This is a genomic window from Sinorhizobium prairiense, assembly GCF_029201645.2.
Lineage (GTDB): Bacteria > Pseudomonadota > Alphaproteobacteria > Rhizobiales > Rhizobiaceae > Sinorhizobium > Sinorhizobium meliloti_A.
This window is the reverse complement of sequence record NZ_CP104133.1, coordinates 206770-227627: the sequence shown is the minus strand read 5'-3', so window position 1 is coordinate 227627 and position 20858 is coordinate 206770. Positions and strand designations below refer to the sequence as shown.

Annotated in this window: 16 protein-coding genes and 3 pseudogenes; 10 read left to right on the top strand and 9 right to left on the bottom strand. The window is 62.7% G+C overall.

Features of this window, described 5'->3' with window-relative positions; translation table 11 throughout:
• Positions 1–210 precede the first annotated feature (210 nt).
• The 4 genes from N0Q91_RS24435 to N0Q91_RS24420 are packed head-to-tail and all read left to right on the top strand — an operon-like array spanning position 211 to position 4994.
• Positions 211–1380 (top strand): glycosyltransferase family 4 protein, encoded by a 1170-nt coding sequence (locus N0Q91_RS24435; protein WP_275599345.1) that lies wholly within the window; start codon positions 211–213, stop codon positions 1378–1380.
• Positions 1377–1766 (top strand): VanZ family protein, encoded by a 390-nt coding sequence (locus tag N0Q91_RS24430; RefSeq protein ID WP_275599344.1) that lies wholly within the window; start codon positions 1377–1379, stop codon positions 1764–1766. Before N0Q91_RS24435 ends, N0Q91_RS24430 begins: the two co-directional genes overlap by 4 nt.
• Positions 1767–1794: 28 nt before the next feature.
• A complete protein-coding gene (locus N0Q91_RS24425) occupies positions 1795–2838 on the top strand; it encodes a glycosyltransferase family 2 protein (RefSeq protein ID WP_275599343.1) in 1044 nt (347 codons plus the stop codon).
• Positions 2835–4994, top strand: coding sequence for a glycoside hydrolase (locus tag N0Q91_RS24420; RefSeq protein ID WP_275599342.1), 2160 nt, complete (start codon positions 2835–2837; stop codon positions 4992–4994). The genes N0Q91_RS24425 and N0Q91_RS24420 overlap by 4 nt, the downstream gene beginning before the upstream one ends.
• A gap of 56 nt (positions 4995–5050) precedes the next feature.
• On the opposite strand, the gene N0Q91_RS24415 is transcribed toward N0Q91_RS24420, so the two are convergent.
• From N0Q91_RS24415 to N0Q91_RS24405, 3 genes are all read right to left on the bottom strand, one after another.
• On the bottom strand, positions 5051–8212 hold the full coding sequence (locus N0Q91_RS24415) for an efflux RND transporter permease subunit (RefSeq protein ID WP_275599341.1): 3162 nt from the start codon (positions 8210–8212) through the stop codon (positions 5051–5053).
• A complete protein-coding gene (locus N0Q91_RS24410) occupies positions 8209–9333 on the bottom strand; it encodes an efflux RND transporter periplasmic adaptor subunit (RefSeq protein ID WP_275599340.1) in 1125 nt (374 codons plus the stop codon). Before N0Q91_RS24410 ends, N0Q91_RS24415 begins: the two co-directional genes overlap by 4 nt.
• Positions 9334–9656: 323 nt before the next feature.
• Positions 9657–11189: a M10 family metallopeptidase gene (locus tag N0Q91_RS24405; protein ID WP_275599339.1), complete on the bottom strand. Its 1533-nt coding sequence runs from the start codon at positions 11187–11189 to the stop codon at positions 9657–9659.
• A gap of 92 nt (positions 11190–11281) precedes the next feature.
• On the opposite strand from N0Q91_RS24405, the gene N0Q91_RS24400 reads away from it, so the two are divergent.
• From N0Q91_RS24400 to N0Q91_RS24390, 3 genes and pseudogenes are all read left to right on the top strand, one after another.
• Positions 11282–11539 (top strand): hypothetical protein, encoded by a 258-nt coding sequence (locus N0Q91_RS24400; RefSeq protein ID WP_275599338.1) that lies wholly within the window; start codon positions 11282–11284, stop codon positions 11537–11539.
• 197 nt (positions 11540–11736) lie between these two features.
• Positions 11737–11817 (top strand): annotated as a pseudogene (locus N0Q91_RS24395) (GIY-YIG nuclease family protein); the annotation flags it as partial.
• Positions 11818–12057: 240 nt separating this feature from the next.
• On the top strand, positions 12058–12249 hold the full coding sequence (locus N0Q91_RS24390; RefSeq protein ID WP_375341928.1) for a hypothetical protein: 192 nt from the start codon (positions 12058–12060) through the stop codon (positions 12247–12249).
• A 316-nt stretch (positions 12250–12565) separates the two neighbouring features.
• On the opposite strand, the gene ocd is transcribed toward N0Q91_RS24390, so the two are convergent.
• Positions 12566–13633, bottom strand: a complete 1068-nt coding sequence (ocd, locus tag N0Q91_RS24385; protein WP_275599337.1) for an ornithine cyclodeaminase — start codon at positions 13631–13633, stop codon at positions 12566–12568.
• A 126-nt stretch (positions 13634–13759) separates the two neighbouring features.
• Here ocd and N0Q91_RS24380 point away from each other — a divergent pair, with 126 nt between their 5' ends.
• From N0Q91_RS24380 to N0Q91_RS24370, 3 genes and pseudogenes are all read left to right on the top strand, one after another.
• A complete protein-coding gene (locus N0Q91_RS24380; protein ID WP_018099044.1) occupies positions 13760–14221 on the top strand; it encodes an Lrp/AsnC family transcriptional regulator in 462 nt (153 codons plus the stop codon).
• A gap of 76 nt (positions 14222–14297) precedes the next feature.
• A pseudogene (locus N0Q91_RS24375) lies at positions 14298–14917 on the top strand (DUF922 domain-containing Zn-dependent protease).
• Between the two features lie 242 nt (positions 14918–15159).
• Positions 15160–15690, top strand: a complete 531-nt coding sequence (locus N0Q91_RS24370) for a DUF992 domain-containing protein (protein WP_275599336.1) — start codon at positions 15160–15162, stop codon at positions 15688–15690.
• Here the strand turns inward: N0Q91_RS24370 and N0Q91_RS24365 are convergent.
• The 5 genes and pseudogenes from N0Q91_RS24365 to cyoA all read right to left on the bottom strand — a co-directional run bounded on the left by N0Q91_RS24365 (position 15674) and on the right by cyoA (position 20803).
• Positions 15674–16465 (bottom strand): SURF1 family protein, encoded by a 792-nt coding sequence (locus N0Q91_RS24365; RefSeq protein WP_100671620.1) that lies wholly within the window; start codon positions 16463–16465, stop codon positions 15674–15676. The genes N0Q91_RS24370 and N0Q91_RS24365 overlap by 17 nt on opposite strands.
• A 104-nt stretch (positions 16466–16569) precedes the next feature.
• A complete protein-coding gene (gene cyoD / locus N0Q91_RS24360; protein WP_100671475.1) occupies positions 16570–16971 on the bottom strand; it encodes a cytochrome o ubiquinol oxidase subunit IV in 402 nt (133 codons plus the stop codon).
• A complete protein-coding gene (cyoC, locus tag N0Q91_RS24355; protein ID WP_102764532.1) occupies positions 16968–17600 on the bottom strand; it encodes a cytochrome o ubiquinol oxidase subunit III in 633 nt (210 codons plus the stop codon). Before cyoC ends, cyoD begins: the two co-directional genes overlap by 4 nt.
• Positions 17597–19605: pseudogene (cyoB, locus tag N0Q91_RS24350) on the bottom strand (cytochrome o ubiquinol oxidase subunit I). The gene cyoC and the pseudogene cyoB overlap by 4 nt, the downstream one beginning before the upstream one ends.
• 37 nt (positions 19606–19642) lie before the next feature.
• Entirely contained in the window at positions 19643–20803 is a 1161-nt protein-coding gene (cyoA, locus tag N0Q91_RS24345; RefSeq protein WP_275599335.1) for a ubiquinol oxidase subunit II, read from the bottom strand.
• Positions 20804–20858: the final 55 nt, after the last annotated feature.

Sequence of the window (20858 nt, the reverse complement as noted above, 5' to 3'; positions counted from 1 at the left end):
TCATTCCTGTGACGAGCACATTCGCAACGCTCGCCCATCACCGTCTGATTTTCGGTCAGACCTCTACGAATCTAATGACCGTCTTACCGGGATGGTAAGTCTTCTGCTCGTAAAAGATGCGAATTGGGTTATCGCTGGGGCGCAACAACCATGAGCAGAAGATCGGGGGTTTCCCGAGATCGACCTTCGGCAGGGCCGGATGCGTCGGCAATGCCGGGCGGGGCGACCGCGAGCATGCCTGCAAGCGCTTATCGTGCACTGCCGATAGAGCGCCGCCGCGTGATGATGCTCGGGCTTCGTGGCATTCCGAACGTTCAGGGCGGCGTCGAAAAGCACGTGGAGATGCTCGCAGGCAGGCTGGTCGCGCATGGTTGGGATGTCGAGGTCGTCGGACGCCGGCGCTATCTTCCGGTTCCCGCGCCGCAATCCTGGAACGGAATTCGCGTCACTCCCCTCTGGTCTCCACGTATGATGGCGCTCGAGGCCATCGTCCATACCTTCCTCGGTGTATGCTATGCGGCGCTGCGGCGCCCGGATATCCTGCACATCCACGCCGTCGGCCCGGCGCTCCTGGTACCGCTCGCCCGGCTGATGCGCCTGAACGTCGTCGTGACCCACCACGGCTACGACTACGACCGACAGAAATGGGGGGCTTTCGCCAGGAGGATATTGCGAGCGGGTGAACGCATGGGCATGCGGCTCGCGCAAGGCCGCATCGCAATCTCCAGGGATATCGCCGATACGATGGGCGAACGCTATCGCGTACCGGTGTCTTTGGTGCCGAATGGCGTCACCGTTTCGCGCCCCAGCGGCGAAACCGGCATTCTCGGCGAATTCCGTCTGTTGCGACGGCGCTATATCCTGCTTGCGGCGCGGCTTGTTCCGGAGAAGCGGCAGATCGATCTCATCCAGGCATATGCAAAACTTGAAAATAGCGGATTCGATCTCGTGCTTGCGGGCGGTGCGGAATTCGCGGGCGCCTACGAAGAGGAAGTACGGGCGCTGGCCAGCCGCGTGCCGGGCGTCGTCCTGACGGGGTTCCAGACTGGCGATCACCTGGCGGAACTCTTCGCCAATGCGGCGCTCTTCGTGCTGCCGTCGAGCCATGAAGGCATGCCGATCGCGCTTCTGGAGGCGATGGCCCATGGTCTCCCGGTTCTGGCAAGCGACATCGTTGCCAACCGGCAGCTCGGCCTGCCCGCCGACGATTATTTTCCGCTGGGGAACGTCGACGCGCTTTCGTCTGCCATCGCCAAAAAGATCGCCAATCCCCCCGACGAACAAGAGGTGCTCGCGCAGACCGAGCGCGTCGAAACCGTCTATAGCTGGTCGAGCGTGGCACTGAAGACGCTCGACGTCTACCGGGCGGTGACGAAATGAATGTCAGGCGCATCGCATCGGTACTTGCGTGGCTGCTTCTTGGCGTCATTGCCTATTCGACCCTTTCTCCGCTCGACCTGCGCCCGCACATGGGCAGCTCGGTGCAGCTTGAACGGTTCGGAGCATTCGGGCTGACGGGTCTCATGTTCGCGATCGCCTATCCCCGGCAAGTGCTTGCCGTTCTGGCGGCTATGCTCGCGGCGGCAATCGGGCTCGAACTCACGCAGATGCTCGCCGCCGACCGCCATGCAAGGTTGATCGACCTTTCGGTCAAAATGGCGGGGGCGGGCTGCGGTGTCGGCGCCGGCTGGCTGCTCGTCCGCCTTTGGCACCGGTTTCAGCCGAAAATCGCGGGCATGAACCAAAGCGCAAACCACCGCGGATAGACCTTCGCCGCGCGATTTTGGGGCTCTCTTGACCATATCCATCATCATCAAGACATTGAATGAAGAGAAGCGGATTGCCGCAACCGTCGAGAGCGCGCTCGCAGCGCTTCAGGACATGGGCGGCGAGGTCATCATCGCCGACAGCGGCTCCTGCGACCGCACGGTCGAGATCGCCTCGCAGTATCCCGTCATCATCGCCCAGATCGCCCCGCCCGCGCGACCGAGCTGCGGCATCGGCCCGCAGCTCGGCTTCCAGCATTCCCGCCACGATTACGTCTGTCTCATCGACGGCGACATGCTGCTCGACGCTGCCTTCCTCCAAGACGCCGTCCGCTTCCTGGCCGACAATCCGGCCATGGCGGGCGTTACCGGACATGTGGAGGAAATGCACATCTCGAACCTAGAATTCGCGCGCCGCGTCAGCCGCAATGCGCCCGAGAACCGGACGGGTCCGATCGATCGCATGAACGGCGGCGGGCTCTACAGGCGCACAGCCGTCGAGGACGTCGGCTACCTCTCGGACCGCAACCTGCACGGCTACGAGGAGTTCGATCTCGGCATTCGCCTCAGAAGTGCCGGCTGGGGGCTTTACCGGCTCGACCGCCGTTTCGTCCAGCACTTCGGCCACACGGTCAATTCCTACCGGCTGCTCGTTCGACGCTGGAAGACCAAATATCTCTACGGGATAGGCGAGCTTCTGCGCGCTTCTCTCGGCAAGCCCTATTTCTTTCAGCTGTTGCGGGAACTGCCGGAGCTGAAACTCTGGGCTCTCGTCTATCTCTGGTGGCTCGCCTGCCTCGGCCTGATCCTGCTGCTGCCCGATACGCTCATGGCCCTCGCCGCCGTCTGCGCGAGTTTCGCGGCCGCCGTTCTCGCCGTCAGCTTCCGAAAGGGCGGCCTCAGCATGGGCCTCTATACGGTCGTCGCCTGGTTCTTCCATGCGGCAGCCCTTCCTGTCGGCTTCCTGCGAAGCCGGCGGCTGCCTGCCGAACCGATCGAAAGCACGATCCTCGCAAAGGCCCCTCTCGGGGAGTCCTCTCCCCGTGAACCGGTTCTCGGAAAGACGGCATGAGGAGGCCATCCCTCGCGGCGGCGCTGCTTTGCACGTGGCTGTCCCCGGCCGCAAGTGCCTCTGAATGGGTGCCGGTTCGCGAGGTCTCGCTCGAAGTCCGCGCCGGCAGTCCGCTCGATTTCTCGTCCTTGCTGCCGAACGCTTCGATCGACGCGGACAGCCGCCTCGTTGCAGGTCCGGATGGCCGGCTGGCCTTTGCCAGGGCGCCGGAACAGCCGGTCAGAATGCTATGCGCGTCGCTCGCCTGGAGTCCGGCTTCCGGCGGCTTTCCGGACCACGACGGCGCCGAGCGCTACGCCCGCCAGCTTGCGATGCACGGATACAACATCGCCCGGCTCCATTTCGTCGATGCCAGCCTTATGTTCGGCAGGCAGAAGGATTTCGATTTCGATCCGGAGACGCTGGATCGTGTCCATTACCTGCTGGCGGCGCTGAAGCGCAACGGCATCTACTGGATCATCGATGGACTTTCGTCTCCGCGCGGCGCCTACGGCGGCCACGACGACCGATGGGACGCAAACGGCGATCTCAAGCTCCGGCTGCATCTCGACGAAGAGGCCGTTGCACACTGGAGCAAGCTGCAGGAGACGTTTCTCGCGAGCGTCAATCCCTATACGGGGACGGCGACCATTCGCGACGACGCGCTCGCATTGGTGATCCTTGCCAATGAAAACGGCATGGAGTTCGACAGCGTCGTGCGTGAGCGGCCCGAAAAGCCCGCCTATGACGAGGCGCTGGCGGAACCATTCAACCGCTGGCTTTCGGCACGCTACGGCACGACGGAAGCGCTCGCGAGCGCCTGGGGAGATCTCGGTGCCGACGAGCGGGTCGAAACGGCATCGGTGAGGCTTCCCGCCAAGCGCTACGCAGACGGTCCGCGGATGCGCGATCTCCAGGCCTTCTTCGTCGAAACCGAGCGCGCCTCCGCCGCACGCATGAGCCAGGTCCTGCGCGATTTGGGCTATCGCGGCCTGATCAGCACCTACAACAATTGGCCGACGGTGCAGACGGCGCTCAGCCGGCGCGATCTCGACGCCGTGACCATGAACACCTATCACGATTGGGTTGGGGGCTATTCTGCGGGAAGCGCTTTGACGCAGGCAAGTTCGCTTGCAGACGGCGCCAGCTACATGCGCATGATTGCCGCGGCGCGGTGGCTAGGAAAGCCATTCATCGTCAGCGAATATGACCATCTCTTCTGGAACCGCTATCGCTACGAGGCCGGCCTGACAATGCCGGCCTACGCCGCACTCCAGGGCTGGGACGTGATTTGCCGTCACGGCCACGGGCCGATCGCGCTCGCCTATGGCGAACCCTTTCCGCACAAAAAGGCGATGCTTCCCTATGCGATTGCGCTCGATCCCGTGGCGCGCGCCGGCGAGACGCTCAGCGCACTCGTCTTTCGTCGCGGCGACGTGACGACCTCCGCCATCACGATCCCCTTCTCAGTTCGCGGCGAGGAGGATCTCGGCGAGGACATGCAGGCCCGCGAGCCGGAGCGATTGACCGATCTGGCGCTGGTCGGGCGCATCGGCCTGCTGCGGGCAGACCCGTCCGGTGGAGAAAGCGGTGTCACGCAACCACGCGACCGGGAGCTCGGAACAATCCTTGCCGCACTCCGCGACGAACACATTCTCGCGACTGAAAATCGCACCGATACCACAAGCGGATTTTACGAAAGCGATACAGGTCAGGTCCTGCTCGACCGCCGGGCAGGGCAGCTCCGTGTTTCTACGCCCGCTACGGAAGCGGCAGCCTTCTCCTCTCTGCGTGAACCGATCGATCTCGGTCTCATGCGCATCGGACAGGCGGACGGCAACGGTCTCGTGGCGCTTTCGGCTATCGACGCTCAAGGCACGCTTTCCGAAAGCCGGCGCCTGCTTTTGATCTTTGCAACCGATGCGCAGAACACCGGCATGGTCTTTCGCGACAGCGAAGAGAAGGTGATCGAGGATTTTGGCGCGCTGCCGGCGAGAATCCGGAAGGGCTATGTCGATCTCGAACTGGCACGAACCGCTGCCAGATGGAGCGTGTCACCGGTAGGCCTGGACGGCACCGTCTATCCGCCCGTCGACAGCGGCAGCGGGCGCGTCGCCTTCCGCCTCTCGAACGACACGCCCTATGGGCCCACTCCCTATTTTCTGGTGGAGATGTAGGCTCAGCCGGCAGCGCCCCGGTCGTGTCCGGCGGGCTGAGCCGGTTCGGCTCCCTCTCAGTTCCTGGCATCTTCTGCCGCATCGCCTGCCGTGTGTGACGACAGGCCGGCGAGCTTGTGCCCCCTCTCGCGCAGCCACTGGAATACGACATAGAGCGCGGGAATGATGAAAATTCCGAGGAGCGATGCGGCGAGCATGCCCCCGGCAACCCCCGTGCCGACGGCACGGCGGCTGAGCATGCCGGCGCCTTCGGCCGTGACGAGCGGGATCAGCCCCATGATGAAGGCAAAGCTGGTCATCATCACCGCACGGAAACGGGTGCGCGCGCCCTCCACGGCGGCATCGACGATCGGCACCCCCTTCTCCCGCTGGAACTTGGCGAATTCGACGATCAGGATCGCGTTCTTGGACGCGAGCGCGATCAGCACGACGAGGCCGATCTGGGCATAGATGTCGAAGGAGAGCCCTGCCAGCAGCACGGCGACGAGAGCGCCTGCTACGCCGACGGAGACCGAAAGCAGAACCGGTATGGGGATCGTCCAGCTTTCGTAAAGAGCCACGAGGAAGAGGTAGGCGAAGAACAGGGCCAGTGCGAGGATCACCGTCGTCTGGCCCGCGGCTTCGAGTTCCTGCAGTGCCGTCCCCGTCCACTCGAAGCTGTAGCCCGGCGGCAGCGTGGCGGCGGAGACCTGTTCCATTGCGGCCAGCGCCTCACCCGAGGAGACGCCCGGGGCCGGCTGGCCGTTGAGCGTGATGGAGCGGTAATTGTTGTACCGCACGATCGATTGCGGCCCGACGATGTAGTCCACGCGCGCGACCGAGGCCACCGGGACCATATCGCCCGCGGCATTGCGTACATGCAGCCGGGAGATGTCGTCGACCGCATCGCGATCCGCTTCGGCCGCCTGCATGGTGACTTTCCAGCTCCGGCCGAAAAGATTGAAGTCGTTGACGTAATAGGATCCGAGCGTGCCCTGCAGCGTCGCGAAAAGATCGCTCACAGAGACCCCGAGCGCCTGCAGGCGATCGCGGTCGAGATCCAGATAAAGCTGCGGCGAGCTCGCCGAATAGGTGCTGAATGTAGGTCCGAGCTGCGGGTTCTGGTTGGCGGCCACCATCAATCCGCCTGCCGTCGCGGCAAGCTCGGCCGGCGATCGGCCCTGGAGGTCAAGCAGCTGATACTCGAAGCCGGAGCCGGTGCCGAGACCGATAATGGGCGGCAGGTTGAAGGCGAAAACCTGGGCATTGCGGATTGCCGCACCCTTGGCCATCACCGTGCCGATCGCGGCATTGACAGATGCGCTTTCGCTCTGGCGTTCGGCGAAGGGCTTCATGGTCACGATCGCGAACGCGCTGCTGGATTTGGCGATTCCGTCGAGGAAGCTGTAGCCGGTGACGGTCGTGACGTTCGCCACGCCCTCGATTTCGCCGAGCATTGTTTCGACCTCGCGCACCACGGCGTCGGTCCTGTTGAAGGAGGCACCTTCCGGAAGGCGGATTTCGGCAAAGAAGGCGCCTTGATCCTCGCTGGGGAGGAACCCGGTCGGCACGACCCGGAACAGCCAGCCACTGGCGCCGATCGCAACGGCAAGGAGGACCAAGCCGATGACGGCCCTGCGCGCAATGCCGCCTGCGACATGCGCATAGCCGTTGCGGGTACGGTCGATACCCCGGGAAATCCATCCAAGGACGCCGCGCTTCGGCCCGTGATGGGGCTTCAGGAGGATCGCGCAGAGGGCCGGGCTGAGGGTCAGTGCGTTGATCGCGGAAATGACCATCGACACCGATACGGCGACGGCGAACTGCTGGAAGAGCTGCCCGCTCAGGCCAGGAATGAATGCCACCGGTACGAACACCGAAAGCAGCACGAGCGTGATGGCGACGATCGCCCCGGTGATTTCTCCCATGGCGAGGCGCGCGGCCTGCGCCGCGCTCATGCCGGGGTTTTCCTCCATGACGCGCTCGACGTTTTCCACCACCACGATCGCATCGTCGACGACGATGCCGATGGCGAGCACCAGCGCCAGAAGCGAAACCGTGTTGAGCGAAAAGCCCATCGCCAGGATCACGGCGAAGGTGCCGACGAGCGCCACCGGGACGGCGATGAGCGGAATCAGTGTCGCGCGCCAATTGCCGAGAAAGAGGAAGACGACGACGATGACGAGTGCGAAGGCTTCGAACAGGGTGTGCTCGACATTCTCCACGCTCGCCTCGACGAAATCGGACGTGTCGTAGGAGACCGTATAGGTGAGCCCCTCCGGGAAGGCCTGGGCCAGGCGCTCCATCGCCTGCTGCACGCCCTCCGTGGCGGCGAGCGCATTGGCGCCCGGCGCCTGATAGGTGCCGATCATCGCCACGGGCTTGCCGTTGATGCGGGCGGTGGAGTCGGAGGTCACAGAACCCAGTTCGACGCGCGCGACGTCGCGGATGCGCACGAAGGACCCGTCCGCCTCTGCCCGAAGCACGACGTCCTCGAACTGGGCGGGATCGGTGAGCCGGCCCTGCGTCTGTATGTTCAGCTGGAACAGCGGATCGTCGGTCATCGGCTGCGCGCCGATGCGGCCGATCGCCGCCTGGACGTTCTGGGTCTTCAGGGCGTTGACCACATCCGTCGGCGTCAGCCCCAGATTGGTCAGCCGATCGATGTCGAGGACAATCCGCATCGAATAGTCCTGGGCACCGAAGAGCGTCGCGTCGCCGACCCCCGGCACGCGCTTGATCGTGTCGAGCACGTTGATCGTGGCGTAGTTCGAGAGGAACAGATTGTCGAACTCGTCATTCTCGCCGTGGATGGCGATCACCTGCATGAGTGAGGATGACTGCTTCTTGACGCTGACGCCGCTCTGCTTGACTTCGGCCGGCAGCACCGGCTCGGCAAGCGCGACGCGGTTCTGCACGTTGACGGTGGCGATATCCGGATCGGTGCCGACGGCAAAGGTCACCGTCAGCGAGTAGGTCCCGTCGGCGCCGCTCGTCGATTTCATGTAGAGCATGTTGTCGACGCCGACGACCTTGCTTTCCAACGGCTGAGCGACGGTGGCCTCGACCACGTCGGCGCCTGCGCCGGGATAGCTCGCGGTCACGCTGACCTGCGGCGGGACGATATCGGGGAACTGTGCAATCGGCAGCCTCGTAAGGGCGATCAGCCCCGCGAGCGTGAGCACGATGGAAATGACCGCGGCAAAGCGCGGACGATCGATGAAGATCCCGGAGATCATGGCTCAGCCACCGTCGTGGTTGCGGCGACGGCGTCCACCACGATGCCCGGCCGAACCTTGCCCACACCCTCGGTTATGACGTTTTCTCCCTCCTTCAGTCCCTTGGCGACGACGGCCTGGCCGCGGCTGGAGCGGCTGACGTCGACGCGGCGAAGCTCGACCTTGGAGTTGGCGTCGACCACCATGACAAAGGCGCCCTGCTGGTCGCGCTGGACCGCCTGTTGCGGTACGGCCAGCACGTCCTGCCGATCGGACTGCTCGAGAACGACCCTGACGAGCGTCCCGTCGAGAAGCGTCCCACGGGGATTGGGAAACTCGGCGCGAACCGTAACGGTGTCGGTCGCTTGCGAGACCGTGCTCGCGACGAAGTCTATTGTGCCTTTCTCCGGGTAATCGGTACCGTTCGGAAGCGTGATGCTGACATTGGCGCCGCCGGACATCTCACCCTTTTCGACGCGCTCGCGGTAGGAGAAATAAAGGGATGTCGCGACGGGAAACTCGACATAGATCGGGTCGAGACGCGTCAGCGTCACGAGCGCTCCGCTGTCCGGCGTGACCAGGGCGCCGACATCGACGCTGGTCAGGCCGACGACGCCATCGAACGGCGCGAGGATCTTCGTGTAGGAAAGATTGAGCTCGGCATTCTGCTTACTGCCCTTGAGGCGCAGTATATCGGCCTCGGCCTTTTTCAGTTGCGCATTCGCAGTGTCGAGCGTCGCCTGCGCGACGGTATTGGTGGAGATCAACCGCTGGGCACGGTCACGTTCGAGAACGGCGAGGTCCCGTTGAGCCTCCGCTGCCGCGATCGAACCGTCGATCTCCTGCAGCGCGGCGCGATAGGCACCGTCTTCCACCTGGTAAAGGACTGTTCCCGCCGAGACCTTCTGCCCATCCTCGAAATTGACCTTCTCGAGGAATCCGGACACGCGGGCGCGGATGTCCACCTTTTGAACAGCGACGACCTTGCCGGTCAGGCCGACGCTTTCGCGCAGGTCCATGACCGCGGCCGGCGCGACGGTAACCGAGGGAGGCGGCTGTTGCGCCTGCGCATTTCCCGCCATGACGCTGACGGCGAGCAGTCCGCAAGTCAGACCGGCAGCCAGAATTCTCGAAACACGCATGCAATGCTCCCGTCAAGCGGACCCCGCACGCGTCGCGTGGATCACACCATCTATCTCGGCTCAAGCCACCCCTACACTTCGAGCGGCGCAACTTGAAATTGCTTCTCTTTCTCATGCTAGCGGGGCTGCGGCAAATAGGGAAGCGGGTTTGTCACTGCAAATCGGGCCGATGGGATACTCCGAGGCCTGTCGACGCCGGCCGCAGGCGTCGTGTCGAACTCCTGCGGTGCCGCGCCCCTGCGGTTGCGCAGTCACTTGCTTTCGATTGTAATATGCGATGCTGCAAGGGGTGGGTGCGTGTGTGTCCAGCCGGTTCAGGCGGTCTAGAGGACGAAATAGCCCTTCTGGAGGGTGACGGCATCATCCAGGTGTATCGCGAAATCCGCCTTCCTGTCGCCGTTCACGTCGCCGTAGATATAGGTGTCGGAGACATCGCGGACGTAGCGTAGCTCACCCTTCTTGCCGCTGAAGGCGGCGCTTCCGACGAAGCCAAACGCCTGATCGCCGGCGGAGGACGTATTGGCATCGATCGCAGAGAGATCGATCCTGTTGGACTTTGCCGTAAAATCGAAAATGGTGTCGCGCCCGGACTTTGCCACCGTCGAATCCGAGAGCGCCTTGAAAGTGAAGCTGTCGCTACCGCTGCCCCCGTTCAGACGATCCGCGCCCGCGGCGGCATAGAGCAGGTCGTTGCCGGATTCCCCGTAGAGCTTGTCGTTGCCTTTTCCGCCGTAGATTCTGTCGGAACCGGAGCCGCCATAGAGCGTGTCGTTGCCCGTGTCTCCGTTCAGCCTGTCATTGCCCCCGTAACCCCACAGCACATTGGCTGCCTGGTTGCCCATGATCGAGTCGCCGGACGAACCTCCCTTGACGTTTTCGATCAGTGAGCGCGCATCGCCATGGTAAAGCAGCGCATTGAAAATGTTGCCGGCGGCAAAGCCGCCATTCGGGCCGCCGCCGAGCCAGGCCAGCTGGTCGATGCTGAAGGTCGAAGCGCTGCCCGGCCTGAGATCGATCTTGAGGGCGTTGGTATAGGCGCTCAAATCGTAGGTGTCGTTGCCGCCGCCGTCCCAGATGGTTGCGAAGATGCGGTTCGCGCCGGGCGAAATCCCGGCCCCGCCGTTCACGAAAGTGGTGCCGCCGCCCGGCGTCCACTTATACACCGTATTGCCGGCATCGGTCGTGAAATCGGCGCCGTACATTTCCTGAAGCGCGGCGATGTCGGCCATCATGAAGGTCTGCGGCGCGCCGAACTGCTCGTAATAGTAGCCCTCGTCGGCGCCGATATAGCCGCGATAGGTCATGATCGAATATTCGATCGAGTCGTATCGTGCGGGCGAGGCGCCGTAGACGTCACCTTCATGGCCGTGCTTCAGGCCGAGTGCGTGGCCGAGCTCGTGCAGGAGCGTGTGCCATGCGTAATTGCCCGCAATCGGCTTGCGGTAGTCGTCCGCCGTGCCGGCATAGGCCGTGCCGAACCAAATGTCGCCGCCGGAGGCATCGAGCGCCGGCAGGTAAGCATAGGCGGTGTCCGGCAGCCACGATTGCGCGAACCGGATCGTCGCGGTGCTGGCGCTTCCCGCCTTGAAGCTGGCATTGGTGAATCCTTCGACCGAAAAGCCGTCATTGGCCGCCGAACCGTAGGATTGCTCCATGGCGAAAAGCGCTGTTTTCGCCTGTGCCGCCGATATCGAAGTAAACCCGTAGTATTTATCGAACCCGTAGCCGTAGCTTCCGCGCCATGTCGGGAATGCATAGGTTATTGTACCGATCCATGCGTCTCCTGTCAGCAACGAATCAACGACGCTGTTTCCGGTTGCTTTGACGAACTTAAGAGACTTTCCGGCGCCGCTCATGCGAAATTCCCGCTATTGTTGTATGTTCTGATTAGCAATTATCAGCGACATTGGCTACTATTATCGTAGGGATGCCGTAAAAGGAGCGGTTCGTGACATTTCGCAAAATTGCGCAGTTGCTTGTGCTGGGATTGACGGCAATGTCTCCGGCCATGGCGCAAGGCGCGATGAAGCCAAGCGGAGCGGATATGCAGAAGCCACCCGACTACGAGCGGGCCGTGCGATCGGAGTTCGAGGCCGCACGGGCGGAAAATACGGTGGAGGCCTACGAGCGCTTCATCCGCCGTCATCCCGGCCATGCGCTCGTCGAGGATGCTCGAAAGGCGATGTTGCGTCTGCAGGCGCGGTGAAGCGGTGCCGCCCGGGCGGGGAAGGTCAACCTGTGACGCAATGAATCGCGCCGAGGAACCGCACCCTCTCCGTCCTCATCGTGCTCGTCACAGGGATGAGAGCAGCGCCGCGTCTGCGGCGCGGGAAGCGTTCTTTCAGCCCAAGGACTTGGTCTGGCTGGATTCCTGTGACAAGCACAGGAATGAGGGACCGGGGGATGTGCGGCTACTACATTCTCGCATCGAAGCGAAACGGGACGCTGTATACGGGCGTGACTTGGGGCATTCCGCGCCGCCTCGCTATCTTCACGGTTTATGAAAGCGCGCCGAGTGACCGCACCCTCTCCGCCCTCATCACAGGGACGCGCGCCGCCTCGTTGTCTTCACGGTTTATGAAACGCGCCGAGTGACCACACCCTCCCTGTGCTCGTCACAGGGATCCAGCAGCGCCGCGTCTGCGGCGCGGGAAGCGTTCTTTCAGCCCAAGGACTTGGTCTGGCTGGATTCCTGTGACAAGCACAGGAATGAGGGACCGGGGGATGTGCGGCTACTACATTCTCGCATCGAAGCGAAGCGGGACGCTGTATACGGGCGTGACTTGGGGCATTCCGCGCCGCCTCGCTATCTTCACGGTTTATGAAAGCGCGCCGAGTGACCGCACCCTCTCCGCCCTCATCACAGGGACGCGCGCCGCCTCGTTGTCTTCACGGTTTATGAAACGCGCCGAGTGACCACACCCTCTCCACCTCATCCCTGTGCTCGTCACAGGGATCCAGCAGCGCCGCGTCTGCGGCGCGGAAAGGCCTTTCCAGCCCAAGGACTTGGTCTGGCTGGATCCCTGTGACAAGCACAGGAATGAGGGACCGGGATGTGCGGCTACGACAACATTCGCTTGCGAACATGCGAAGGATAGTCAACCTGTGACGCAATGAAGCGCGCCGAGGGACCACACTCTCTCCGCACTCGTCCCTGTGTCCGGGCTAAACAACGAGCACAGGGATGAGGAAATCAAACAATCGCGGCGGGTGGCCCGAACCTCGACAGGGCTTAGACGGCTTCTTCGCTCTCTTTTGCCCGCAGCAGCATACCGAACAGGTCGCGCGGGTCATCCGGGTCGGCGATCATGTCGAGGTTCTGATAGAAGTCGGTTCCGGGGAGGCGATCGCGGACGTAGCGGAGCGCAGAGAAATCCTCGATCGCGAAGCCGACACTGTCGAAGAGGGTGATCTGGCGGGCGTCGCGCCGGCCCTGCGCCTCGCCCGTGACGACCTTCCAGAATTCGGTCACGGGAAAATCGGGTGCCATCTGCTGGATTTCGCCCTCGATCCGGGTCTGCGGCGGATATTCGACGAAGACGTCCGAGCGCTTCAGGATATCGCGATGCAATTCCGTCTTGCCGGGGCAATCGCCGCCGATTGCGTTGATGTGGACGCCGGCGCCGACCATGTTATCGGTGAGAATCGTGGCGAACTGCTTATCAGCCGTACAGGTGGTGATGATCTCGGCGCCTTCGATCGCTTCCTGGGCGGATCTGCAGGACACGATCCTGAGCCCGGAACCGTCGAGGTTGCGGGCGGCCTTTTCCGTTGCTCGCGGGTCGATATCGTAAAGGCGGATGGTGTCGATGCCGCAGACGGCCTTCATCGCCAGGGCCTGGAACTCGGCCTGCGCGCCGTTGCCGATCATAGCCATGGTGCGTGCATTCTTCGGCGCCAGGTGCCGGGCAGCCATTCCCGAGGTTGCGGCAGTTCTGAGCGCCGTCAGTATCGTCATCTCGGTCAGCAGTGCCGGATAGCCCGTCGAAACCTCGGCGAGCAGCCCGAATGCGGTCACCGTCTGCAGCCCCTCGGCGGTGTTCTTCGGGTGACCGTTGACATATTTGAAACTGTAGATCCTGCCGTCCGAGGTCGGCATCAGCTCGATCACGCCGTCGCGCGAGTGGCTGGCGACGCGCGGCGTCTTGTCGAAACTTTCCCAGCGGCGGAAATCCGCCTCGATGGCATCCGTGAGTTCCGCCAGAACCGTTTCCACACCGAGGTGATGCACGAGGCGCATCATGTTGTCGACGCTGACGAAGGGCACCATGGCCTTGGCTGAAGGAAGCGGGGAGAACATGGGGATTCCTCTTGGCGGCTTGCTGTACTCCAGGACAGGGTAGCGATTGCGTGCGCTGGTCGAAAGCGCAAACATGTGCTAATTTCGGCACCGAATTGAGCGATTTTTCCAGTCGGATTGTGCAATATGAGCAGAACAGCGGTTGGCGATTCAGTCGTTGCAAAATACACCCCGGATGATCTGGACCGCCGGATCATTGCGCATCTGCGCGCCGACGGCCGGGCATCTCTTTCCAAACTTTCCGACGCGCTGGGCGTGGCGCGTGGCACCGTGCAAAATCGCCTGGATCGCCTGCTGGAGACCGGGACGCTTCTCGGGTTCACGGTGCGCGTCAGGGAAGACTACGACCTCAACACGGTTCATGCGGTGATGATGATCGAGGTTGTGGGGAAGTCGACGACGCAGGTTGTTCGCAAACTGCGCGGCATGCCCGAGATTTATACGCTGCACACCACCAACGGCAACTGGGATCTGGTCGCCAACATACGGGCAGCTAATCTCTCCGAATTCGACCGGATCCTGCGCGAGGTGCGAATGATCGACGGCGTGGCCAACAGCGAGACCAGTCTCCTGTTGAGCAGCGTCTGACCGGCAGCTGCCGCGCAGGGGCAGATCGGGACGATTGAAAGCCGGACCCATCCCCGTTAGGTTGCGCCCGCATTCAATGAAGGTTTTCGTGGGGGTTGGCTTGGCGGGCCGTCGAACTTGTTTTCTGTTGGCCTGTCTTCTGCTGATGCCGGCGGCCGCCCGGGGGAATGGCGGGCGGTCGAAAAGACAGAGACTTACGCGATCACCGGTCAGTCCGGGCCGGAGCTCTATGCTTCCATCGGCGAACGAGGACCGCAGGTGGGCGGCCTCGGGCGCGCGATCGCCCATACGAGCTTCAAGCTCACCTGGAGGCGGAAATATGAGGAGCGAGACGGGGCCTGCGTATTGGCGTCGGCGCTGCCGAAGCTCACCATCACCTATACGCTGCCGAAACTTGCCGGAAAGCTGCCGGCCAATATTGAGGCCCACTGGCAGACCTTCATCGCCGGCGTGAGAAAGCATGAGCTGGTCCATGGCGACTTCATCAAGGAGATGGTGAGCGCCATCGAGGCCGCCACCGTGGGCCTCACCGTTGCCGACGATCCCCAATGCCGCAAGATCAAATCCGAAATGACGAAGCGGCTCGGCGAAATCTCCCGCACGCAAAGACAGAAGAGCCGCGACTTCGACAGGGCCGAGCTCAGCGACGGCGGCAATGTTCACCAGCTCATCCTCAATCTCGTCAACGGCGGCTGATGCGCGTGGCAAATCCATTCGAGGCGTCGCGCTTCAGGCTTTGGCCGAAAGGCAACACTTCTGCGCAAAAGTAAGTTGTTGTCGAGCCTGCCTCCGAATCGTCTCAATGCAACGAAAACGTGAGCCCGCCTGAGTGGCAGGCATAGCGGCACGATAGCTTTCCGTGCGGCTGACATTACTGAATTTGTTTCGGACGATCGGCCGGGGTTTCTGCCGACCATGAGCCGAAAAGGAGAAGATGCATGAAAAAGACTCTCGCCAAGGCGTTTTTCGCGGTCACGATCGCGTCTGCCGCCGCGGGCGCCAATGCCGCCGATCTGACCTATCAGGAGCCGGCGCCGCCGCCGGCGGTGCAGGACGCGCGCGGCGGCGTGAAGATAGGCTATCTGGAATGCGACATCGGCGGCGGCGCCGGCTACGTGCTCGGTTCGTCCAAAGAGGTCGAGTGCGCTTTCCGGTCGCTGGGCGGCGACGTGATCGAGGATCGCTACACGGGAGAAATTCGCAAACTCGGGATCGACGTGGGTTTCACGATGCGCAGCCGGTTGATCTGGGCCGTGTTCGCGCCGACGGCAGGCTACCACCATGGTTCTTTGAGCGGTATCTATAAGGGCGCGAGCGCCGAGGCGACGCTCGGTGCGGGTGTGGGCGCCAACGTCCTCGTCGGCGGCACCTCCGGCTCTATCCACCTCCAGACGGTCAGCGTCACCGGCCAGCTCGGTCTCAATGTCGCGGCCGCGGGCACATCGATGACCCTCAACTCCGCGAATTGATGTCTTGGCCGGCGCGGCCGTTACGCCGCGCCGGGGCCGATCTCCTCGCCGTCCTCCACAAAATCACCAGCATGCCTGCCGTCATGGCCGCGAGACCGTACCATGTGACGGCATAAACGAGGTGATTGTTCGGGAAGACGACGCGCGTCAGGCCTCCGACGGGAAGCCCGCCGCGATTGGGGACAGCATCCGCGTCGACGAAGTAGGGCGCGACCTCGGAGAGGCCGCGCGCCGCAGCGATCGCGCCCACGTCGCGCGAATACCAACGGTTTTCCCCGGCCTTGTTCGACTGAAGGAGTGAACCGTTCGGCTCGTCCATGCGCATGAGGCCGATGACCTTCGCCTCGCCCTCGATCTGGCCTTCCCGCCGCGTCGATGCCTCACGCCTCTCCGTCGGAACGAAGCCGCGGTTCACGAGCACGGTCGTCCCATCGGCCGCCGCAAGCGGCGTTACGACCCAATAGCCGGCACCGCGCTCGGTTGCGGCATAGACCAGCGTTTCCTTCTCATGGAGGAAGCGGCCCTGGAGAGTGACGTGCCGGTATTCGTCTCGCGCGGCGGTGACGTTTGGCCAGTCGCTGCGGGGCGGCACAGGCACGGGTGCCGCCCGGACGCGCTCCTCGACCCGGGCGATCAGGTCGAGCTTCCAGGAGAGGCGCTTGAGCTGCCACGTGCCGAGCGCAGAAAAAGCCGCGATGAGCAGGAGGCCGAGGATGCTGAGGATCGCAAGCGAGAGCCGGGAGTGCTGTCTTGATGCGGCTTCGACGTCTACCATTGCAAGCTTGTCTTTGAATTCGATCTGCTGGCGCCCCTCATCCGCCTCCCGGCGCCTTCTCCCCGCAAGCGGGGAGAAGGTCCGGTGAGGGGCGAAGCTCCGACTCACGGCATGTTTTTCATCATTTCCGGGCTCATCGGCATCATGTTCGTGTTCAGGTGATGCATGACCCAGAGCGAGCCGGAAAGCGCGATGGCGACGAGAAGGATCGTGAAGATCAGCGCCATCATCGTCCAGCCGCCTTCAGAGCGGGTGTTCATGTGCAGGAAGAAGATCATGTGGACGACGATCTGGACGGCGCCGAGAGCCATGATGATCGCGGCGGTGAGGACGGCGCTGTCGAGAACGTCGGCCATCACCAGCCAGAAGGGGATCGCGGTCAGGACGACGGAGAGGACGAAGCCGGTCACGTAACTCTTCAGCGTTCCGTGTCCCGCGTCGTGACCATGGCTGTGGCCATGATGGGCCTCGAAAGCGTCCTCGTGCGAAGGTGCGTGCGTACTCATCCGAGAACTCCCATCAGATAGACGAAGGAAAAGACGCCGATCCAGACGACGTCGAGGAAGTGCCAGAACATCGAAAGGCACATGAGGCGGCGCTTGTTTTCCGGGATCAGCCCGCGTTTTGCGACTTGCGCCATGAGCACGAACATCCAGACGATGCCGGCTGTCACGTGCAGGCCGTGCGTGCCGACGAGCGTGAAGAAGGAGGACAGGAAGGCGCTGCGCTGCGGTCCGGCGCCCTCATGGATCAGATGCGCGAATTCGTAGAGCTCGAGCCCGACGAAGGCGATGCCGAAGAGCGCGGTGACTGCCATCCAGGCGAGCGTCGCTTTTTTCTCGTAACGTTCCATCGCCAGCATGGCGAAGCCGTAGGTGATCGAGGAAAAAAGCAGCATCGACGTGTTCACCGCGACGAGCGGCAGGTCGAAGAGATCGGCGGGCGAGGGGCCTGCGGCATAGTTTCGGCCGAGAACCGCATGGGTGGCGAAGAGAACCGCGAAGATCAGGCAGTCGCTCATCAGATAGAGCCAGAAGCCGAGCATCGTGCTTCCTTCGGGGTGGTGTTCCTCCGTCAGGTAGAAGGTCGGCGCCTCGTCCGCATCAAGCGCGCTTTCGGTACGGAACTCGGTCATGCTTGCACCTCGGCGGCAAGCACTTCTGTGCGCTTGCCCTCTGTGTCGGCGACGACGTTTGCGGGAATGTGGAAGTCGCGGTCATAGTTGAAGGTGTGACCGACGGCGATCACCACCATGGCGACGAAGGAGAGGATCACCAGCCACCACATGTACCAGACCATGGCGAAGGCGAAGACGACGCTGATCGCCCCGAGGATGACGCCTGTGCCGGTGTTCTTCGGCATGTGGATCGGCTTGAAGCCTGCAAGCGGCCGGCTGTGGCCGCGCTTTTTCATGTCCCACCAGGAGTCCTGATCGTGGACGAGCGGAGTGAAGGCGAAGTTGTAATCCGGTGGTGGCGAGGCGGTCGACCATTCGAGCGTGCGCCCGTCCCAGGGGTCGCCGGTCGTGTCGCGCAGTTCTTCGCTCCGCACGAAACTGACGACGAGCTGGATCAGCATCGACAGGATGCCGAGCGCGATCAGGAAGGCGCCGAAGGCCGCGATGACGAACCAGATCTGCAGAGAGGGATCCTCGAACTGGCTGACGCGGCGCGTGACCCCCATGAGCCCGAGCACGTAGAGCGGCATGAAGGCGAAGTAGAAGCCGGTCAGCCAGAACCAGAAGGACATCTTGCCCCAGAACGGATCGAGCCTGAATCCGAAAGCCTTCGGGAACCAGTAGACGACGCCTGCCATCAGCCCGAAGACGACGCCGCCTATGATGACATTGTGAAAGTGGGCGATGAGGAACAGCGAATTGTGCAGCACGAAATCGGCAGGCGGAACCGCAAGCAGAACGCCGGTCATGCCGCCGAGCACGAAGGTCACCATGAAACCGATGGTCCAGAGCATCGGCACCTCGTAGCGGATGCGGCCGCGATACATGGTGAAGAGCCAGTTGAACATCTTCGCTCCGGTCGGGATCGAGATGATCATCGTCGTGATTCCGAAGAACGCGTTGACGCTCGCACCCGAGCCCATGGTGAAGAAGTGGTGCAGCCAGACGATGTAGGAGAGGATGGTGATGACGACCGTCGCATAGACCATCGAGGCATAGCCGAAGAGCCGCTTGCCGCAGAAGGTCGCGACGACTTCCGAGAAAATGCCGAAGGCCGGCAGGATGAGGATGTAGACCTCCGGATGGCCCCAGATCCAGATGAGGTTGACATACATCATCGGATTGCCGCCGAGGTCGTTGGTGAAGAAGTTCGTGCCGGCATACCGATCGAGCGTAAGCAGCGCCAGCGTCGCGGTCAGCACCGGGAAGGTGGCGACGATCAGCACGTTGGTGCAGAGCGAGGTCCAGGTGAAGACCGGCATCTTCATCATCGTCATCCCGGGGCGCGCATCTTCACGATGGTGGCGATGAGGTTTATCCCCGACAGCGTCGTTCCGATGCCGGCGATCTGCAGGCCCCAGATGTAATAGTCGACCCCGACGCCGGGGCTGTAGTCCGCGCCCGACAGCGGCGGATAGGCAAGCCATCCGGTCCGCGCGAACTCGCCGACGAAGAGCGAGAGCATGATGATGATCGCGCCGGCCGTCGTCATCCAGAAGCTGAAATTGTTGAGGAAGGGGAAGGAGACGTCGCGCGCGCCGATCTGCAGCGGCACGACGAAGTTCATCAGCCCCGTGACGAAGGGCATCGCCATGAAGAAGATCATTATGACGCCGTGTGCGGTGAAGACCTGGTCATAATGATGCGGCGGCAGGTAGCCTTCCGAGCCGCCGAAGGCCATCGCCTGCTGCAGCCGCATCATGATCGCGTCGGAAAATCCGCGCAGCAGCATCACCAGCGCGAGGATGATGTACATGATGCCGATCTTCTTGTGGTCGACGCTCGTCAGCCAGTCGCGCCAGAGCGTCCCCCAGAAGCGGTAATAGGTGATGAGCCCGATCAGCGCGATGCCGCCGAGCGCGACGGCGAGAAAGGTCACGACGAGGATCGGCTCGTGATAAGGGATCGCGTCGAGGGTAAGCCGGCCGAAGATGAGCTTCAGAAAATCTGGATCGGAGAACATGGGAAACCTGTTCAATCGTTGGCGCAACGCGCCGTGTTCAATGGTTGAGCTGCGGCGGTGCCGGATCGCTCTCATGGTTCATGCCCGGCATCGAGTGTCCCTCGTGTCCCCCCATGGGCATATCGTGCTGCATCGGCTCCTCTGCGCCGGTGCCCTGCGGCTCGTGCTGGCTGCGCGCGGGTGTGCCCGTCGCCGGGTGCGTTGCGGCCGGCGCTCCTTCCGCAAGGGAATGCCTGTTGTCGTATTCCAGCTTTTCCCGGTTCTCGGCGCTCTCCTTGCCGGCGCCCCCCATCATGTCGATGTGCATCATCTCCTCCATGCACATCTTGCCGGGTGCGACGCATAGGTTGAGGATTGCCCGATACAAGCCGTCCTCGACCGCGGCGTAATAGCGGACCGGCTCCCTTTCGCTCGGCTTTTCGAGCTTCAGATAGGCGTCGCGGTTGAGCGCGGTCCCCTGCGCCTTCACCCGCGCCACCCAGTCGTCGAAGCCCTGCCGGTCGAGCCCGTGGAACTTGAAACGCATGTGGGAGAAGCCGTCGCCACTGTAATTGGCCGAGAAGCCTTCATATTCGCCCGGCTTGTTGATCACCGCGTGGAGCTTCGTTTCCATGCCCGGCATCGCATAGATCTGGCCGGCAAGCGCCGGAATATAGAAGGAGTTCATCACCGAGGAGGCGGTGATCTTGAAGCGGATCGGAACGTCGACGGGCGCTGCGAGCTCGTTGACGGTCGCGACTCCGAGGTCGGGATAGAAAAACAGCCATTTCCAGTCGAGCGCCACGACTTCGACGGTCAGCGGTCTGGCGTCCGCGGGTATCGCCCTTTCCGCATCCAGCCGGTCGAGCGGCCGATAGGGGTCGAGCTTGTGCGTGCTGATCCAGGTGACCGCCCCGAGCGCGATGATGATCGCAAGCGGTGCCGACCAGATCACCACCTCGAGCGCCGTCGAGTGGTGCCACTCCGGATCGTAGGTGGCGTTCGTGTTGGACCGCCGATACCGCCAGGCGAAGAAAAGCGTCAAGAAAACGACCGGGACGATGATCAGCAGCATGAGGATCGTCGATATGACGATCAGATCGCGTTGCTGCGCAGCGATATCGCCGGACGGCGACATCACCACCATGTCGCATCCCGCCATCACGAAGAACAGCGGCAAAACGGCGAGGCGGCGGGAAAACTTCAACAGTTCTGGCACGGCTCGAAGCTCTATTTGTTTCGACGGCTCTGCGACTAAAGTAGAGTGGGCGGGA

Coding starts and splice junctions, on each gene's coding strand:
- N0Q91_RS24430 (WP_275599344.1), top strand. CDS start 1,377: ATGAATGTCAGGCGCATCGCATCGGTACTTGCGTGGCTGCTTCTTGGC.
- N0Q91_RS24370 (WP_275599336.1), top strand. CDS start 15,160: ATGAAAAAGACTCTCGCCAAGGCGTTTTTCGCGGTCACGATCGCGTCT.
- N0Q91_RS24410 (WP_275599340.1), bottom strand. CDS start 9,333: ATGCGTGTTTCGAGAATTCTGGCTGCCGGTCTGACTTGCGGACTGCTC.
- N0Q91_RS24405 (WP_275599339.1), bottom strand. CDS start 11,189: ATGAGCGGCGCCGGAAAGTCTCTTAAGTTCGTCAAAGCAACCGGAAAC.
- N0Q91_RS24415 (WP_275599341.1), bottom strand. CDS start 8,212: ATGATCTCCGGGATCTTCATCGATCGTCCGCGCTTTGCCGCGGTCATT.
- N0Q91_RS24380 (WP_018099044.1), top strand. CDS start 13,760: ATGAGCAGAACAGCGGTTGGCGATTCAGTCGTTGCAAAATACACCCCG.
- N0Q91_RS24365 (WP_100671620.1), bottom strand. CDS start 16,465: ATGGTAGACGTCGAAGCCGCATCAAGACAGCACTCCCGGCTCTCGCTT.
- N0Q91_RS24435 (WP_275599345.1), top strand. CDS start 211: ATGCCGGGCGGGGCGACCGCGAGCATGCCTGCAAGCGCTTATCGTGCA.
- cyoD (WP_100671475.1), bottom strand. CDS start 16,971: ATGAGTACGCACGCACCTTCGCACGAGGACGCTTTCGAGGCCCATCAT.
- N0Q91_RS24420 (WP_275599342.1), top strand. CDS start 2,835: ATGAGGAGGCCATCCCTCGCGGCGGCGCTGCTTTGCACGTGGCTGTCC.
- ocd (WP_275599337.1), bottom strand. CDS start 13,633: ATGTTCTCCCCGCTTCCTTCAGCCAAGGCCATGGTGCCCTTCGTCAGC.
- cyoC (WP_102764532.1), bottom strand. CDS start 17,600: ATGACCGAGTTCCGTACCGAAAGCGCGCTTGATGCGGACGAGGCGCCG.
- N0Q91_RS24390 (WP_375341928.1), top strand. CDS start 12,058: ATGTGCGGCTACTACATTCTCGCATCGAAGCGAAGCGGGACGCTGTAT.